General features: G+C 72.4%; 15 protein-coding genes. 3 read left to right on the top strand and 12 right to left on the bottom strand.

All coding sequences use genetic code 11. The features are described 5' to 3' along the window. Positions 1–9 precede the first annotated feature (9 nt). From OKJ99_RS21720 to OKJ99_RS21705, 4 genes are all read right to left on the bottom strand, one after another. Positions 10–1,203, bottom strand: a complete 1,194-nt coding sequence (locus OKJ99_RS21720; RefSeq protein WP_326018794.1) for a sensor histidine kinase — start codon at positions 1,201–1,203, stop codon at positions 10–12. Next, a complete protein-coding gene (locus OKJ99_RS21715) occupies positions 1,200–2,903 on the bottom strand; it encodes a sodium/solute symporter (RefSeq protein ID WP_326018792.1) in 1,704 nt (567 codons plus the stop codon). Before OKJ99_RS21715 ends, OKJ99_RS21720 begins: the two co-directional genes overlap by 4 nt. Then, positions 2,900–3,241 carry a hypothetical protein gene (locus OKJ99_RS21710; protein ID WP_326018912.1) on the bottom strand — a complete coding sequence of 114 codons (342 nt, stop codon included), beginning with the start codon at positions 3,239–3,241 and terminating at the stop codon, positions 2,900–2,902. Before OKJ99_RS21710 ends, OKJ99_RS21715 begins: the two co-directional genes overlap by 4 nt. A 133-nt stretch (positions 3,242–3,374) precedes the next feature. After that, positions 3,375–4,109: a LytR/AlgR family response regulator transcription factor gene (locus tag OKJ99_RS21705; RefSeq protein ID WP_326018790.1), complete on the bottom strand. Its 735-nt coding sequence runs from the start codon at positions 4,107–4,109 to the stop codon at positions 3,375–3,377. An 82-nt stretch (positions 4,110–4,191) separates the two neighbouring features. Here OKJ99_RS21705 and OKJ99_RS21700 point away from each other — a divergent pair, with 82 nt between their 5' ends. Together OKJ99_RS21700 and OKJ99_RS21695 are read left to right on the top strand one after the other, a co-directional pair. After that, entirely contained in the window at positions 4,192–4,851 is a 660-nt protein-coding gene (locus OKJ99_RS21700) for a zf-HC2 domain-containing protein (RefSeq protein WP_326018788.1), read from the top strand. 208 nt (positions 4,852–5,059) lie between these two features. Then, positions 5,060–7,180 carry an ATP-binding protein gene (locus OKJ99_RS21695; protein WP_326018786.1) on the top strand — a complete coding sequence of 707 codons (2,121 nt, stop codon included), beginning with the start codon at positions 5,060–5,062 and terminating at the stop codon, positions 7,178–7,180. A 39-nt stretch (positions 7,181–7,219) separates the two neighbouring features. Here OKJ99_RS21695 and OKJ99_RS21690 read toward each other — a convergent pair whose 3' ends face one another. Further along, on the bottom strand, positions 7,220–8,083 hold the full coding sequence (locus OKJ99_RS21690; protein WP_326018784.1) for an Fpg/Nei family DNA glycosylase: 864 nt from the start codon (positions 8,081–8,083) through the stop codon (positions 7,220–7,222). A 13-nt stretch (positions 8,084–8,096) separates the two neighbouring features. Further along, positions 8,097–10,199, bottom strand: coding sequence for a SpoIIE family protein phosphatase (locus tag OKJ99_RS21685; protein WP_326018782.1), 2,103 nt, complete (start codon positions 10,197–10,199; stop codon positions 8,097–8,099). Between the two features lie 75 nt (positions 10,200–10,274). Here OKJ99_RS21685 and OKJ99_RS21680 point away from each other — a divergent pair, with 75 nt between their 5' ends. Further along, entirely contained in the window at positions 10,275–11,684 is a 1,410-nt protein-coding gene (locus tag OKJ99_RS21680) for a lipase maturation factor family protein (RefSeq protein ID WP_326018780.1), read from the top strand. Here the strand turns inward: OKJ99_RS21680 and OKJ99_RS21675 are convergent. From OKJ99_RS21675 to OKJ99_RS21650, 6 genes are read right to left on the bottom strand one after another with little or no spacing between them, the layout of a single operon-like run. Further along, entirely contained in the window at positions 11,645–12,496 is an 852-nt protein-coding gene (locus tag OKJ99_RS21675; protein ID WP_326018911.1) for an amidohydrolase family protein, read from the bottom strand. The genes OKJ99_RS21680 and OKJ99_RS21675 overlap by 40 nt on opposite strands. Positions 12,497–12,504: 8 nt before the next feature. Next, a complete protein-coding gene (locus OKJ99_RS21670; protein WP_326018778.1) occupies positions 12,505–12,819 on the bottom strand; it encodes an L-rhamnose mutarotase in 315 nt (104 codons plus the stop codon). After that, positions 12,816–13,814, bottom strand: a complete 999-nt coding sequence (locus OKJ99_RS21665; RefSeq protein WP_326018776.1) for an aldo/keto reductase — start codon at positions 13,812–13,814, stop codon at positions 12,816–12,818. The genes OKJ99_RS21670 and OKJ99_RS21665 overlap by 4 nt, the downstream gene beginning before the upstream one ends. A gap of 5 nt (positions 13,815–13,819) precedes the next feature. Further along, positions 13,820–14,599 (bottom strand): SDR family NAD(P)-dependent oxidoreductase, encoded by a 780-nt coding sequence (locus OKJ99_RS21660; protein ID WP_326018774.1) that lies wholly within the window; start codon positions 14,597–14,599, stop codon positions 13,820–13,822. Next, entirely contained in the window at positions 14,596–15,975 is a 1,380-nt protein-coding gene (locus tag OKJ99_RS21655; RefSeq protein ID WP_326018772.1) for an L-fuconate dehydratase, read from the bottom strand. Before OKJ99_RS21655 ends, OKJ99_RS21660 begins: the two co-directional genes overlap by 4 nt. Before the next feature lie 36 nt (positions 15,976–16,011). Then, positions 16,012–16,923, bottom strand: coding sequence for an ABC transporter permease (locus OKJ99_RS21650; protein WP_326018769.1), 912 nt, complete (start codon positions 16,921–16,923; stop codon positions 16,012–16,014). Position 16,924: the final 1 nt, after the last annotated feature.

Genomic DNA, 16,924 nt, shown 5'->3' with positions numbered 1-16,924 from the left:
CGAGGGCGCCTAGGGCGCGTACACGCCCGCCCGGTACTTCGGGATGCGGATCGTGATCTTCATGCCCGCGCCCTCCGCGGTCTCGATCACCAGGCCGTACGAGTCGCCGAAGACCTGGCGCAGGCGTTCGTCGACGTTCGACAGGCCGATGCCGCGCCCCTGGCCGCCCTCGCCGCGCAGGATCGCCCGGAGTTCGCCGGGGTTCATGCCGACGCCGTCGTCCTCGATGACGACCTCGGCCTCGGCGCCCGCGTCGGTGGCGCCGATCGAGATGCGGCTGCGGGTGGCGGCGCCCTCCAGGCCGTGCTTGACGGCGTTCTCGACGAGCGGTTGCAGGCACAGGAACGGCAGCGTGACCGGGAGGACCTCCGGGGCGATCTGCAGGGTGACGGAGAGGCGGTCGCCGAAGCGGGCGCGCACAAGCGCCAGGTACTGGTCGATGGAGTGGAGTTCCTCGGCCAGCGTGGTGAAGTCGCCGTGGCGGCGGAACGAGTAGCGGGTGAAGTCGGCGAATTCCAGGAGGAGTTCGCGGGCGCGCTCGGGGTCGGTGCGGACGAACGAGGCGATGGCCGCGAGCGAGTTGAAGATGAAGTGCGGCGAGATCTGCGCGCGCAGCGCCTTGATCTCCGCCTCGATGAGCCGGGTGCGGGAGCGGTCGAGCTCGGCGAGTTCGAGCTGGACGGAGACCCAGCGGGCGACCTCGTCGGTGGCGCGGGCGAGCACCGCCGACTCGCGGGCCGCGTAGGCGACGACGGCCCCGAGCACCCGGCCGTCCGCGACCACGGGCGCCGCCACCGCCCAGCGCAGCGGACAGTCGTCATTGGGGCAGCCGCAGCCGAACGCGGCGCTGCGGCCTCCGGCGAGCACCGGCTCGACCCGCTCCATCACGTGGGCGGCGTGGGCGTGTTCGGCGGCACCGTCCCACGCGAGGACCGTGGAGCGGTTGGTGACGGCGAGGGCGTCGGTGCCGAGCAGCGTACGCAGGCGGCGCGCGGACTTGCGGGCGGTGTCCTCGGTGAGGCCCGCGCGCAGCGCCGGGGCGGCGAGCGAGGCGGTGTGCAGGGTCTCGAACGTGGCGCGCTCCACGGGCGTGCCGACGTCGCTGCGCCCATCGGGGTGGGCGGTGCGCCGCCCGAGCAGGAACCCGGCGCCGAGCAGCAGGGGGCACAGGGCGATGAGGGCCGCGGTGACGGTACCGCTCACGAGGCGCCTCCGGCGGTGGGGGGCTCGGCGCGGGTACGGGACGCCGGCGACCCGTCGCGGGCCGCGCCCTCGCCCGTGTCCGCGATCTGCCGCCTCCGCTCCACGTCCGGGGCCGGTGCGCCCGCGGGCGGGTCCTCCCCGCGAGCCACCGCGGCCGCGCGCCCGGTCGGCCCGGCCACCTCCCGGCCTCGTAGCCCGCCCGCCCCCAGCGACTCGGGGAGGTGCAGCCGCGTCATCGTCGCCGTCGTGTGCGGCGGGATCGCGTCCCGCGTGGCCAGGGACACCAGGATCATCGCCAGGAAGCCGACCGGCACCGACCACACGGCCGGCCACGCGAGCAGCGTGTGCAGCCAGCCCTCGGTGACCGTGCCCGCCACCGTCAATGTGACCGCGAGGAGCGCCGATCCGCCGCCCAGGACGAGGCCCGCGAGCGCCCCCGGCGGGGTGAGGCGGCGCCACCAGATGCCCAGGATGAGCAGCGGGCAGAACGAGGACGCCGACACCGCGAACGCCATGCCGACCGCGTCCGCGACCGGCACCCCGTCCACCAGGAGCGCACCGCCGAGCGGCATCGCGATCGCGAGCAGCACGGCGAGCCGGAAGTGCCGCACGCCGCGCGCCTGCAGCACGTCCTGGCTGACGACCCCGGCGACCGCCATCGTCAGCCCCGACGCGGTGGACAGGAACGCCGCGAACGCGCCGCCTGCCACCAGCGCGCCGAGGAGGTCGCCCGCCACCCCGTCGAAGACGCGCCCCGGCAGCAGCAGCACGGTGGCGTCGGCGTCCTGGGTGGCGGTGAGTTCGGGCGCGTACAGGCGGCCGAGCCAGCCGTAGACGGGCGGCAGCAGGTAGAAGAGGCCGATCAGGGCGAGGACCACGACGGTGGTGCGGCGGGCGGCGCGGCCGTTGGGGCTCGTGTAGAAGCGGACGACGACGTGCGGCAGGCCCATGGTGCCCAGGAACGTGGCCACGATCAGGCCGTACGTGGCGTAGAGCGGGTGGTCGGCGCGGCTGGTGGCGAGCGGCTGGCCCGCGCCGACCCCGGCGGACGGCGGGGCGAGGGTCGCGGCCCCCGGTGGCGGGGCGCCGTTGCCGTGCCAGGCAAGCAGGAGGAAGAAGGCGGGCACCAGGAGGGCCGTGAGCTTGAGCCAGTACTGGAAGGCCTGGACGAACGTGATCGAGCGCATGCCGCCCGCCGCGACCGCGAGCACCACGACCGCGGCGACGAGCGTCGCCCCGAACCAGCGGGGCGCCCCGGTGAGGATCTGCAGCGTGAGCCCCGCGCCCTGGAGCTGGGGCACCAGGTACAGCCAGCCCGCCCCGACCACGAACAGGCTGACCACGCGCCGCACCTGGCGGGATTCGAGGCGCCCCTCGGCGAAGTCGGGCAGCGTGTACGCGCCCGAGCGGCGCAGCGGCGCCGCGACGAAGACGAGCAGGACCAGATAGCCGGCCGTGTAGCCGACCGAGTACCAGAGCATGTCCGGGCCGTGGATGAGGAGCAGCCCTGCGATGCCGAGGAAGGAGGCGGCCGAGAGGTACTCGCCGCTGATGGCCGCCGCGTTGAGCCGGGGTCCTACCGTGCGGGACGCGACGTAGAAGTCGGACGTCGTGCGGGACACGCGCAGGCCGAAGCCGCCGATGAGGACGGTGGCGAGGACGACGACGGCCACCGCCGGGATCGCGTACGCCTCGTTCACGGCGTTCCGTGGTCGGCGGGGCGGCCACGCACGAGGTCGGCGAAGTCGCGCTCGTTGCGCTCGGCGCGGCGGACGTACCACCAGGCGATGAGCACGAGGAACGGGTAGCAGCCGAAGCCGAGGACGAGCCATTGCACGGCGGCGTTGCGCAGCGCGCCGAAGAACAGCGGCAGGACGGCGACGGGGACGGCGAGGAGCATGAACGCGGTGATTCCGGCGCGGAGTTGGCTGCGCATGAGGGAGCGGACGTAGGCGGCGCCGAGGGTGGTCTGTTCGTCGATCTCCCACTGCGTGCGGGGGCCTGCCGGGCCGGGGAGCTGGCGGGGTTCGCCGGTCACGGTTTCGCGTTGCGGGTGATCGGACACGTGGCGGAGTTTAAGCAGGTGGGGGTTGTTTGCGGTAGGGGTGTGTTGCGGTCGCGGGGCTCTGCCCCGGACCCCGCTGCTCAATCGCCGCAGGGGCTTAATGGGCTCACGGTCTGCGCATCAGGAGTTCGCGGACGCGGCTTGCGTGTCTGCGGCTTACCGGGATTTCTGCCGTGCCGACGCGGACCGTCATTCCGCCTCCGTCGAGGCGGAGTTCGTCGATGCGGTGGAGGGCGACGAGGTGGCTGCGGTGGACGCGGACGAAGCCGAGTTCCTGCCAGCGTTCCTCCAGGGTGCTGAGCGGTATCCGCACCAGGTGGCTGATGCCGTCCTGCGTGTGCAGCCGCGCGTAGTCGCCCTGCGCCTCGGCGTAGGTGATGTCGGCGATGGCCACGAGCCGGGTGATGCCGCCGAGTTCGACGGGGATGCGGTCGGCGACGGTGGCCGGCGGCGTGCTGCTCGCGACGCGTTCGGTGACCCGGCTCACGGCCTCGGCGAGGCGCTCGCGGCGTACCGGCTTGAGGACGTAGTCGACGGCCTTCAGGTCGAAGGCCTTGACCGCGAAGTCCTCGTGGGCGGTGACGAAGACGACGAGTGGGGGGCGGGCGAAACCTGCGAGGAGCCGCGCCACATCGAGGCCGGTGAGGCCCGCCATCTGGATGTCGAGGAACAGCACGTCGATCGCGCCGTCCCCGCCTTCCAGGGCCCGGCCGATGCGGCGCAGCGCCTCGTTGGCGTCGGTGGCGCCCTCGGCGCTGCGCACGCGGGGGTCGGCCCGCAGGAGGTACAGGAGTTCGGCGAGGGCGGGTTCCTCGTCGTCGACGGCCAGTACGCGCAACATGCGGCGGAGTGTAATCGCGCGGTCGCTTGAATGAATCAGCCGCCTCCTGCGTACCGGTGGACGACAGACGGAGGAAGGCATCATGTGGTCCCTGGAACGGCATCGCGACGTAGGCGCCTACGCGCTGGGGGTTCTCGACCCCGCGGAACGCTTCCGCTTCGAGGACCACCTGCCCGAGTGCGCCACGTGCGCGTCCCTGGTCGGCGAACTGGCGCCCACGACAGGCGCGTTGGCGTTGTACGCGCGGGTGACGCCGCCCTGCGTGGAGGTGCTCGCGCGCCCGGCCCCGACGTTCCTCGACCGGGCCGTGGACCGGCTCGGCGCGCTGCACCGCAGGACGCGGCGCCGCCTGTGGGGTGCGACCGTCGCGGCCCTGCTCGTGCTCGCGGCGGCCGGGCAGGGAGTCGCGATGCTCACCGGGGTCGGTACGGGTTCCGGGCACACGGCGACGCTGCGCGGCCACGACGCGGGGACCGGTGTGGCGGCGACCGTGACGGCGGACGACCAGGACTGGGGCACACAAGTGGGCCTGGACGTACGGGACTCGGGCGGTCCGCGGGTGTGCGAGCTGGTCGCGGTGGGCCGGGACGGCTCGGAGCAGACGGTGGCGACGTGGACGGTGCGCGGCGACCCGGTGGCGCTGGACGGCGGGGTCGCGGCGCGGCCCGCGGACCTCGCGCGGTTCGAGGTGCGGGCGGCGGACGGAATACCGCTGCTGACGCTCCCGATGCGCGCTTCGTAGGGCCTTCCGCACATTGCGACATTGCGGCTGTCCGCGATGACCGGGTCGGGGCGGGCGATGGCCGGGAATGTCGCGGCAGTGTGGTCGTGTGAGCACCTTGTAGGGCGGACCGGACAGCTCATGGCATCTGGAGCTCGCGGTGCCGCAGGCGGGGCAGACTCGGGCCAGGCGGTGGACGGTGGTCGGCCGGGTAGGGGAGGCGAGCGCCGTGGGAAGCTCCCGGCAGGAGTGGACGGCGGGAAATCTGCCGCCCGAAACGACCGGTTTCGTCGGGCGTGAGAGCGAGTTGAGCGCGCTGACGGACCTGGTGACGGGTGACCGGCTGGTGACATTGACCGGGGTGGGCGGGGTGGGGAAGACCCGGCTGGCCAAACGGGTCGGGGCCGGAGTGCGGGCCCACTTCCCCGACGGGGTGTGGCTGGTCGAGCTCTCCCCCCTCAAGGGAGCCGCGTCGATCGCGCTCGCCGTCTATGAGGCGCTCCGGTTGTCCGACCAGTCCACCCGGCCCGCGGTCGAGGTGGTGACCGACTGGCTGGCGGACAAGCGACTGCTGCTGATCCTGGACTGCTGCGAACACCTCACCGCCGGCTGCGCGGAGATCGCCCGGACCGTGCGGGCCGCGGCCCCCGGGGTGCACGTCCTCGCCACCAGCCGCACCCGCCTGCAGGCCCCGGCCGAGCGGGCGGTGCCCGTCGCACCGCTGCCGGTCACCGTCGCCGCACGCCGGGACCCCGCTTTCGCCGACGCGGCGGTGCTGTTCGCGCAGCGGGCCGCCGAAGCTCTTCCCCCGGTGGCCCTCGCGGAGGAGGACGGCGCGGCGGTCGCCGAGATCTGCGTACGCCTGGAGGGCATCCCTCTGGCCATCGAGCTGGCCGCCGCCCGACTGACCGAGATGTCCCTGGACGAGCTCTGCCGGCGCCTGCGCACCCGCTTCGAGCTGCTCACCCGGCAGGCCGACGGCACGTACGGCAGACATGACCGGGAGGACGCACGGCACCAGGCGCTGCGTACCACGATCGGCTGGAGCCACGAGCTGTGCACCCCGCTGGAACGACTGGCCTGGGCCCGCCTGTCGGTGTTCGCCGACGGCTTCGAACAGGACGCGGCCGCACGGGTCTGCGCCGGTGGGCCCATCGGCGACTCGCAGGTGCCGGGGCTGCTGTCCGGGCTGGTGGACAAGTCCATCGTGCAGCGCACGGACACTCCGTGCGGTCTGCGGTACGCGATGCTCGACACCCTTCGCGAGTACGGCGAACAGTGGCTGCAGGGGCTCGGCGAGGAGCAGTGCACGCGTCGGCGGCACCAGGACCACTACCTACGTCTGGCTCGGCGGGGCTGCGACGAGTGGGCAGGTCCTGACCAGGTCCTGTGGTGCGAGCGCGCCCGCGCCGAACACGCCAACATGCGGGCCGCGATGGACTTCTGCCTCATCACTCGGGGAGACGGCACCTGCCTGGAAATGGCGGGGTGCCTGGGGTTTCTCTGGCGGCACTGCGGTTTCAGCCGGGACGGTGAGCGGTACCTGGACGTGGTCCTCGACCTGGATCCCGAGCCGAGCCCCGCCCGGACCTGGGCACTGTTCGCCCGCAGCTCCATCGCGTTCGCACGGGGAGACCTGCGCGCCGCGGTCCACTGGGGTACGGCCTGCACGACAGCGGCGTCGCAGCCAGGGCAGCGGGACAGCGGTGCTGCCGCGGGCGCCGCCGCGGTCCTGGGCATGGGCCTGGCGATGCGCGGAGAGCTGACGCGTGCGGCGGAGGTCCTCGACGGCGCCCCGTACCAGCGTGTCCGCGAGGCCCGCTACGAAATCACCCCGCTGCAAATCCGCCTGTCCCGCTTGTACACCCACCTTCACATGAGCGAGTTCGACCGGGCCCGGACCGTGTCCGACGCGCTGCGGGCGGACTGCCGACGCTACGGCGAGCGCTGGGTGTGTTCCTACGCCGACTACCTCCAGGCGATGCTGGATCTCGCCCAGGGCGACGCGGAGTCGGCGACGAGGCACGCCCGGGCGGCGCTGGAGGGGCACCACGCGCTCCACAACACGACGGGAATCGCCGTGGTCCTGGACGCACTGGCCTCGGCGGTCGTGGCCGGTGGTGACGCGGGGCAGGCGGCCTGGCTGCTCGGCTTCGGCGGGCATGCCTGGCAGATCGTCGGCAGCACTCAGATGGACTCGCCGGGGCTCGTCGCCGTCCGCCAGGCATGCGAACGCCGCGTCCAACAGGCCGTCGGCGACGCGGCGTACGAGACGGCCTTCCGCAAGGGCCTGGAAACCACCCTCGACGACGGCCTCGACACCATCCTGCACACCGTCCGATGGGGCTGACCCCGGGCTCGCGCAGCGTGATCGGGCGCTTCGGCGGGCTCACTTCAGCAGCCGCGACATCCGCCGGTCCGCGAGCGGCTTGCCGCCCGTCTGACAGGTCGGGCAGTACTGCAGCGCGCTGTCGCTGAAGCTGACCTCGCGGACGGTGTCCCCGCACACCGGGCACGCCTGCCCGGCCCGTCCGTGCACGCGAAGCCCGCTCTTCTTCTCCGACTTGAGCTTCCCGGCGGCGACTCCGCGCGAACGCTCGACGGCTTCGGTCAGCGTCGTACGCGTCGCCTCGTACAGGGTGTGCACGTCCTCGGCGCTCAGCCCGGACGTCGGTTTGAACGGTGACATGCGAGCGGCGTGCAGGATCTCGTCGCTGTAGGCGTTGCCGATGCCCGCGATGAGCGACTGGTCGCGCAGGGCGCCCTTGATCTGGCGCCGCTCCCCCTTCAGCAGGCGCGCGAAGGCCGCCTCGTCGAAGTCGTCCGCGAGCGGGTCGGGGCCGAGGCGGGCGATGCCGGGGACGTCGCCGGGGTCGTGGACCACGTACACGGCGAGCTTCTTCGTGGTCCCGGCCTCGGTGAGGTCGAAGCCCTCGCCGGTCTCCAGGGCGACGCGCAGCGCGAGCGGTCCCTTGCCGGGTTTCGGCGGGCCGTCGGGGAGCCGGTCCTTCCAGTGCAGCCAGCCCGCGCGGGCCAGGTGCGTGACCAGGTGGGGCCCGTCCCCGGTGCTCACGTCCAGGAACTTGCCGTGCCGCGCCACGGCCGTGACCGTGCGGCCCTCCAGGGCGGTGAGCGGCGGGTCGTACGTCTTCAGGACGCTCACGGCGACCGGCAGGACGCGCACGATGTCGCGTCCCACCAGGTGCTCGGTGAGGAAGTCCTTGAGCGCTTCGACCTCGGGGAGCTCCGGCATGCCCTCCAGCCTCTCACTCGCGTGTGGGCACCACGAATTCGCACCAGACGCACTTGCCGACGCCGCGCGCCTCCACGCCCCACACGTCGGCGAGCTGGTCGACGAGGAACAGGCCGCGCCCCGAGACGCCGTCCTCGCCCGCCTCGCGGCGGCGCGGCAGGGCGCTGGAGGTGTCCTCCACGTCGACCCTGAGTCTTCGGTCGGCGCCGGTGAGGACGCGCAGGGTGACGATGGCGGGGCCTTCGGTGTGCATGAGGGCGTTGGTGATCATCTCGTCGGCGACGAGTTCGATCTCGTCGGCGTTCTCCTTCGCTCCCCAGGCGCGGACGGCGTGCCGGATCATGTGGCGGGCCGCGGTCAGCGCCTCCGGGTCGCCCGGCGGCACGTGTTCGGTGAGCCGGCTGCCGCTCTGCACCGCGCCCGCGCCGCGGCGGCGCAGGAGCAGCAGCGCCACGTCGTCCTCGACGTCGCGTTCCTCGCACGACGCGACGAGCCGGTCCGCGAGCTGGTCGAGGTCGTCGGGTCCTGTGCCGATGAGCGTGGTGAGGGTCTGGAGCCCGTCGTCGAGGTCGGCGCCCGGCTGTTCGACGAGGCCGTCGGTGCACATGACCAGCGCCTCACCGGGGTCGAGTTCGGCGGTGGTCACCGGGTATTCGAGCCGCCCGAACTCGGCGGACAGGCCGAGCGGGAGCCCGCCCTCCACCGCCAGCCTGCGGCAGTTCCCGCCGGTCAGGCGGAGCAGCGGGTCGAGGTGCCCGGCCCGTACGAGCTGGACGACTCCGGTCGACAGGTCGGCCTCCGCGTACAGGCAGGTCGCGAAGCGGTCGGTGTCGAGTTCGTGCAGGAAGGAGGAGGCGCGGGCCATGACGGTGGCGGGCGTGTGGCCCTCGGCGGCGTAGGCGCGCAGCACGATGCGCAGCTGGCCCATGACGGCGGCGGCATGCGTGTCGTGTCCCTGTACGTCGCCGATGACCGCGCCGACGCGGCCGCCGGGCAGCGGGATGACGTCGTACCAGTCGCCGCCGATGTCCCGGCCGAGGGAGGCCGCGCGGTAGCGGACGGCGAGGTCGGCGCCCGCCACGTCGGGGATGGTGCGCGGCAGCATGGCCTGTTGCAGGCCCTGGGCGAGGTCCTTCTCCATCTCGTAGAACATGGCGCGCTGGAGGCTCTGCGCGATGCTGCTGCCGAGCGCGACGAGGACGTTGCGCTCGGACTGGGTGAAGCCCTCGCGGTCGTGGTAGAGCAGGCCGACCGCGCCGATGGGCCGGGCCTGCGCGATGAGCGGCAGGTAGGCGGCGGACTTGATCTCCAGATGGGTGATGTGCGGCCACAGCTCGGGGAACGACTCGGCGAATTCCCGGGCGGACTCGATGAAGCACGGCTTCAGCGTGCGCACGACCTCGCTCATCGGGTACGGGGCGTCGACGCGGCTGATGCCGGTGCCCGGCACGAAGCTCCCCTCCGGCCCCTCCGCGACGAGGTGGATGCGCCCGCCCTTGACCAGTCCCATGACGAAGCTGGTGGCGCCGAGGTGGTCGATGCCGTGGGTGTCGCGCAGCACGTCGATGACGTCCTTGACGGTGCGGGCGTGCGCGAGGGCGGCGGTGGTCTGCTGCACGACGCTGGTCTCGCGGCGCCTGAGTGCCTGGCGGACATCGCGCTCGGCCTGCACGGTGGCGTCGTTCAGCTCGTCGGTGGCGTCGCGCACGATGCCGACGATGCGGCGCGGCCGGCCGTGCTCGTCGCGGCGGATGTAGCCGCGGGTGTGGGTCCAGCGCATCTCGCCCGTGCGGGTGCGGATGCGGAAGTACGTCCCGTAGGTCTCGTCGCCGCTCTTGAGGGCCCGGGACACGAGGGTGTCGAGCCGGCCGCCGTCGCTGGCCGGGACCCGGGAGGCGAGCGTGCCGGGGTGGTCGTCGTACTCCTCGGGCAGCAGGTCGAAGACCTCGTGGGCCTGGGCGTCCATGGCCATGAGGCCGGTGTCGAGGTCCCAGTCGAAGCTGCCCATGCGCAGGGCCCGGCCGTACGCCTCCAGAAATCCCCGTGAGGACTCCTCCGGGCCCTCCCCGTCCGGGGCGTTCCCGGGCTCCTCGCCGCCCCCGCTACCCGCGCCCATGGGCCCCACGCTAGGCCGAGCCCCCTTCGCCCGCACGTCGTGACCTTGCCGGGAAACGGGGCACACACTGGAGGCATGGACTGGTTCGGCGCTTCGGACTACTGGCTCGCCCGCCTGGTGTTCCAGCGGGGCCTCGCGGCGCTCTACCTCGTGGCGTTCGTGGCGGCGGCGCTCCAGTTCACGGCGCTGCTCGGGGAGCGCGGGATGACGCCGATCCCCCGGTTCGTGGCCCGCGTGCCGTGGCGGGCCGCGCCCTCGCTGTTCCGGCTGCACTACTCGGACCGGTTCTTCGCCGGGTGCGCGTGGGGCGGGGCGGCGGTGGCGGCGGGGCTGCTCGCCGGGGTGGACGGGCTGGTGCCGCTGTGGGCGGCGATGCTGCTGTGGCTGGTGCCGTGGGCGCTGTATCTGTCGATCGTGAACGTCGGCCAGACCTGGTACGGCTTCGGCTGGGAGTCGCTGCTCCTGGAGGTCGGCTTCCTGGCGGTGTTCCTCGGGAACGACGAGGTGGCGCCGCCGGTCCTGGTGCTGTTCCTGCTGCGCTGGGTGCTGTTCCGGCTGGAATTCGGGGCCGGTCTCATCAAGATGCGGGGCGACGCGTGCTGGCGGAAGCTGACCTGCCTCGACTTCCACCACGAGACGCAGCCGATGCCGAACCCGCTGAGCTGGTTCTTCCACCACCTGCCGCGCCCGCTGCACCGGGTGGAGGTCGCGGCCAACCACGTCACCCAGCTGGCGGTCCCCTTCCTCCTCTTCACCCCGCAGCCCCTCGCCACCTGGGCGGCGGCCCTGATGATCGTCACCCAGCTGTGGCTGATCGCCTCGGGCAACTTCGCATGGCTGAACTGGCTCGCGATCGTCCTGGCCGCCTCCGCCCTCGACCTGTCGGCCCTGCACACACCGCCCGCGCTCCCCGAGGCGCCGCTCTGGTACGAGATCGTGGTCATCGCCCTCACGGCCGTGGTGGCGGCGCTCAGCTACCGACCGGTGCGCAATCTGCTCTCCCGCCGCCAGTCCATGAACCGTTCCTACGACTCCCTCCACCTGGTCAACACGTACGGGGCGTTCGGCTCGGTCGGGCGGGTCCGGCAGGAGATCGTGGTCGAGGGCACCGCGGAGGAGGTGCCACGCCCCGAATCGGGCTGGCTGGCCTACGAGTTCAAGGGAAAGCCGGGTGATCCTCGCCGCCTGCCGCGCCAGTTCGCGCCGTACCATCTGCGGCTCGACTGGATGATGTGGTTCGCCGCGCTGTCGCCCGCCTACGCCAGGCCCTGGTTCGAGGGCCTGGTCGAGCGGCTCCTGGAGGGCGACCGGGACACCCTGCGGCTGCTGCGCCACTCCCCCTTCCCCGCCGACGCGCCGCCCGTGCACATCCGGGCGCGCGTGTACCGCTACCGCTTCACGACGTGGCGAGAGCTGCGGGAGACGGGGGCGTGGTGGGAACGGACCTACGTGCGGGAGTTCCTGCCGCCGACCCGGCTGAGGTAGACGCGGCGGGCGGTCTCCCCGAAGATGTGCGGGTCCGGGCCGCCGACCAACTCCCGCGCGGTGTCGATGACTTGTCGATACGTGGCCGCGAGCGTGCACACCGGCCAGTCGGAGCCGAACATCACACGGGCGGGGCCGAAGGCGTCGATGACCGTGTCGGCGTACGGCCGCAGCTGGTCGACGGTCCAGCCCGACCAGTCGGCCTCGGTGACCATTCCAGAGAGCTTGCAGACGGTGTTGGGCAGTGCGGCGAGCGCGCGAATGTCGTCCCGCCAGGGGGTGAGCTCCCCCGCCGCGATCGGCGGCTTGCCCAAGTGGTCGAGCACAAAGGTGAGTTCCGGGTGTTCAGCGGCGGCCTTGACGCAGGCCGGCAGCTGGCTCGGCAGGACCACCAGGTCGTAGACGAGCCCGGCGTCCGCGACGGCGGCGAGCCCGCGCCGCACGTCGGGACGCAGCAGCCATTCGGGGTCGGGCTCGCCCTGCACCTGGTGCCGGATGCCCACCAGGTGCCGCCCGCCCGGCAGCTCCCGCAGCCCCTCCAGGGTGCCGCCGACATCGGGCCGGGTCAGATCGGTCCAGCCGACGACCCCCGCGACGAGTTCACTGCGCTCGGCCACGGCCAGCAGATCGGGTGTCTCCTCGGCGACGGTCACCGTCTGCACGAGCACGGTGGCGTCGACACCGGCCGCGCGCAGCTCGGGAGCCAACTCGTCGACGGTGAACGTGCGGCGTATCGGCGCGAGTTCGGGGCCGGTGATCCACTCCTGGTCGCGTACGGAGAGGTCCCAGACGTGGTGGTGCGCGTCGACCATTCCCGGTGTCACGGCAGCTCCCACACGACGGGCAGTCCGGCGTCCGCGCCTTCGGCGGAGTAGTCGTGGGCGACGTCGAGGAGCTCGTCCATGCGGGCCTGCCAGCCGATGTTCACGGGGAGCTTGTCGAGTTCGGCGAGCATGCGGGCGTAGTCCTCGCACTCGATGACGTGGAACAGGTCGGTTCCGCTGCGCCAGATCGTCCACTGCCGCGCGCCCGCCGCACGGATCGCGGTGACGAGTTCGTCGGGCACCTCGCGGTGGGCGGCCTCGTACTCGTCGATCAGGTCGGCGCGGACCTTGGTGTGCAGGGCGACTCTCACGCGTGCGGCTCCTGTTCCGTGGGGACGGGCACCTCGGCCGGGAGGAGGTGCTGATCGCGGGCCTCCAGCCAGAACCCGGCGGGCACCTTCGCGGTGAACTGCTCGACCGTGTCGGTGACTTCGGCCGCCGAGCGGGTGCCGACGAGCACGCTGGTGACGCCCGGGTGCCCGAACGGGAAGGCGAGCGCGGCGGCGCGCAGGGTGGTGCCGTGGCGCTCGGCGAGGTCCTTCAGCCGCCGGGCGCGGGAGAGGACCTCGGGCGAGGCCAGGGCGTAGTCGAAGGTGCCGCCCTGCTTGGGGTCGGCGAGCAGCCCGGAGTTGAAGACACCTCCGATGACGACGGAGACACCACGTTCGGCGGCCGCGGGCAGCAGCTGCTTCAGGGCACGCTGGTCGAGCAGCGAGTAGCGGCCCGCGCACAGGACCACGTCCACATCGGTGTCGCGGACGAAGCGGGTGAGCATCGCGGACTGGTTCATGCCCGCGCCGATGGCGCCGACGAGCCCTTCGCCGCGCAGCCGCTCCAGCTCGGGGTAGGCCTCGCCGAACGCCTCCTTCGCGTGGTCGTCGGGGTCGTGGAGGTAGGCGACGTCGATACGGTCGACGCCGAGCCGGCCGAGGCTCTCCTCGATGGACCGGCGCACCCCGGCAGCGCTGAAGTCCCACACGCGGCGCGTGGTGGCGGGCACGGCAAAGCCGTGGGCACTGTCGTCGCCGCCTCCGTCGTCCGGTACGAGGAGCCGGCCGACCTTGGTGGACACGGTGTACGACCCCGTGGGCCGGGTGCGCAGGTACTCGCCGATCCGGCGTTCGGAAAGGCCGAGGCCGTAGTGCGGCGCGGTGTCGAAGTAGCGCAGGCCCGCGTCCCAGGCCGCGTCCAGGGCGAGGTACGCCTCGTCGTCGCGGACCGGTGTGTAGAGGTTGCCGATGCCCGCGCCGCCGAAGCCGAGTGGGGTGACCGGGACGTCGCCGCGGCCGAGTGTGCTGGTGCGCATGCCGATCACTGTTCCACGGGGCGAAGGCGCAGCCCCTGCATGCCGCCGTCCACGGCGACGGACGTGCCGGTCGTCGCGCCGGACAGGGGACTCGCCAAGTGGGCGATGGCGCCCGCCACTTCGGCGGCGGAGACCAGGCGCCCGGTGGGCTGGCGGGCTTCGAGGGCGGCGCGTTCGGCGGCCGGGTCCGCCGCCTTGTCGAGGAGCCGGCCGACCCAGGGGGTGTCGGCGGTGCCGGGGTTGACGCAGTTGACGCGGATGCCCTCACGTATGTGGTCCGCGGCCATGGCGAGCGTGAGGGAGAGGACCGCGCCCTTGGACGCCGCGTACAGGGCCCGCTGCGGGAGCCCCGCCGTCGCGGCGATGGAGCAGGTGTTGACGATCGCCGCGTGCTCGGAGTCCCTCAGCGCCGGGAGCGCGGCGCGCGCGACCCGCACCATCCCGATGACATTGACGTCGAGGACCCGGTGCCATTCGGCGTCGTCGTTGTCGGCGACGGTGCCCTGGGCGCCGATGCCCGCGTTGTTGACGAGTACGTCGAGGCCGCCGAGGTCGCCGGTCGCCGCGGCCACGGCGGCCCGCACGGCGTCGTCGTCCGTGACATCGGCGGCGTACCCGCGCAGCGGCTTCTCCACGTCGGTGATGTCACGGTCGAGCACGGCGACGTCGGCGCCGCGCGCGGCGAGCAGCTCCGCGGTGGCCCGGCCGATGCCGGAGGCGCCGCCGGTGACGAGGGCCCTCAGGCCCGCGAAGTCCTGAACACTGTGGACGCTGACATCGCTCATGCGGCGGCTCCGTTCTGTTCGGTGGATTCGGGTGCTTGCGTGGATTCGGGTGCTGTCGTGGCGAGGTCCTTCACCCAGAACTCGCCGTCCGGGTAGGTGAATTCGGCGATGGACGAGGCGTGCATGGTGGCGGAGAAGCCGGGGGCCGTCGGGGCGGCGTAGTGGCCCTGGCGGACCACGACCGGGTCGACGAAGTGCTCGTGCAGATGGTCGACGTACTCGATGACACGGTCCTCGGTGGTGCCCGACAGCGCGACGAAGTCGAACATCGACAGGTGCTGGACGAGTTCGCACAGGCCCACGCCGCCCGCGTGCGGGCACACGGGGACGCCGAACTTCGCGGCGAGCAGCAGGATCGCCAGGTTCTCGTTGACCCCGCCGACGCGCGCGGCGTCGATCTGGAGGATGTCGATGGCACCGGCCTGGAGGAGCTGCTTGAACACGACCCGGTTCTGCACGTGTTCGCCCGTGGCGACCTTGACCGGGGCGACGCCCCGACGGATCAACGCGTGCCCGAGGATGTCGTCCGGGCTGGTGGGCTCCTCCACCCAGTAGGGCTCGAACTCGGCGAGGGCGTTGGTCCATTGGACGGCGTCGCCGACGTTCCAGCGCTGGTTGGCGTCGATGGCCATGCGGATGTCGGGGCCGACGACCGCGCGGGCGGTGCGGCAGCGGCGGATGTCGTCGTCGAGGTCGGCGCCGACCTTCAGCTTGATCTGGGTGAAGCCGTCGGCGACGGCCTGCCGGGCGAGGCGGGTGAGCTTCTCGTCGCTGTAGCCGAGCCAGCCGGGCGAGGTGGTGTAGCCGGGGTAGCCGCGCTCGACGAGGCGCGCGGTGCGGTCGGTGGCACCCTGCCGCCCCGCCTTCAGCAGGTCCAGTGCCTCTTCGGGGGTGAGGGCGTCGGCGATGTAGCGGAAGTCGACCTGGGACACCAGCCACTCGGGGTCCGCCTCGGCGAGCAGCCGCCACAACGGTTTGGCGGCGCGCTTGGCGGCGAGGTCCCAGGCCGCGTTGACGACGGCGCCGATCGCCATGTGCATCACGCCCTTCTCGGGCCCGAGCCACCGCAGTTGGCTGTCGCCGATCAGGTCGCGGTTGAGGCTGCCGGGGTCGGCGCACAGCGCGTCGAGCGGGCGGCCGACGACATGGTGGCTCAGCGCACGGATCGCGGCGACCTGGACGTCGTTGCCGCGCCCGATGGTGAAGGTGAATCCATGCCCCTGGTGTCCGTCGGGATCGTCGGTGCGCAACACGACGTACGCGGCGGAGTAGTCGGGGTCGGGGTTCATGGCGTCGGAGCCGTCCAGCTCCCGGGAGGTCGGGAACCGGATGTCGTACGTGTCGACGGCGGTGACGCGGGGCGGTGTCGAGGACAACGGGGTGCCTTTCGGGCGGTCGGGCAGGGGCGGGGGTCAGTCCTGGGCGCGGCCGGTGGTGACACGGGCGACCATGAGGGCGAGCAGGATGATTCCGCCGTAGATGGCCTGGATCCAGAAGGACGGCACCTGGGCGAGGGTCAGCATGTTCTGTACGACACCGAGCAGGAGCACGCCGGTCAGGGCTCCGAACATGGTGCCCTTGCCGCCGTCGAGGCTGATGCCTCCGATGACCGCGGCGGCGAACACCGTGAAGATCATGTTGTTGCCCTGGTTGGCGCTGATGGCACCCACGTATCCGGTCTGCATGATGCCTCCGACGGAGGCGAGGACACCCGCGACCACGAAGACACCGAGCATGACCCGCTCGACGCGGATACCGGCGGCGCGCGCGGCCTCGGCGTTGCCGCCGATCGCGTACAGGGCGCGGCCCACGCGGTGGTACTTGAGGACGAGCCCCGCGACACCGAACGCGATCGCGGCGAACCACACCGACATCGGGACCCGTAGGAACGTGGAGGTGGCGAGCGCGAAGAACGCGTCGGGCATCCCGAACAGCGTCTTGCCCTTGGTCGCCCCGACGAGCAGTCCGCGCAGCACGATCAGCATCGCGAGCGTCACGATGAACGCGTTGAGCTTCAGCTTGACGACGAGCACACCGTTGAAGGCGCCGATGCAGGCACCGGCCACGAGCACCGCCAACAGCGAGACGGCGACGGGGAATTCGGTCCCGAACCCGGACTGCGCGACGGGCAGGACGAGCAGGGCGCCGAAGGCGGGCGCGATGCCGACGACCGACTCCAGGGACAGGTCGAACTTCCCGCTGATCAGCACGAGGGACTCGGCGAGCACCACCATCGCGAGGGCGGCGGAGGAACCGAGGATGGAGATGATGTTCTGCTCGGTGAGGAACGAGTCGTTGAGGACGGCACCGAGGATCAGGAGCAGC

It is taken from the genome of Streptomyces endophyticus (assembly GCF_035798155.1).
Taxonomy (GTDB): Bacteria; Actinomycetota; Actinomycetes; order Streptomycetales; family Streptomycetaceae; genus Streptomyces; species Streptomyces endophyticus.
Note: the sequence above shows the minus strand (reverse complement) of the source record. Positions and strands in the feature narration are given on the sequence as shown.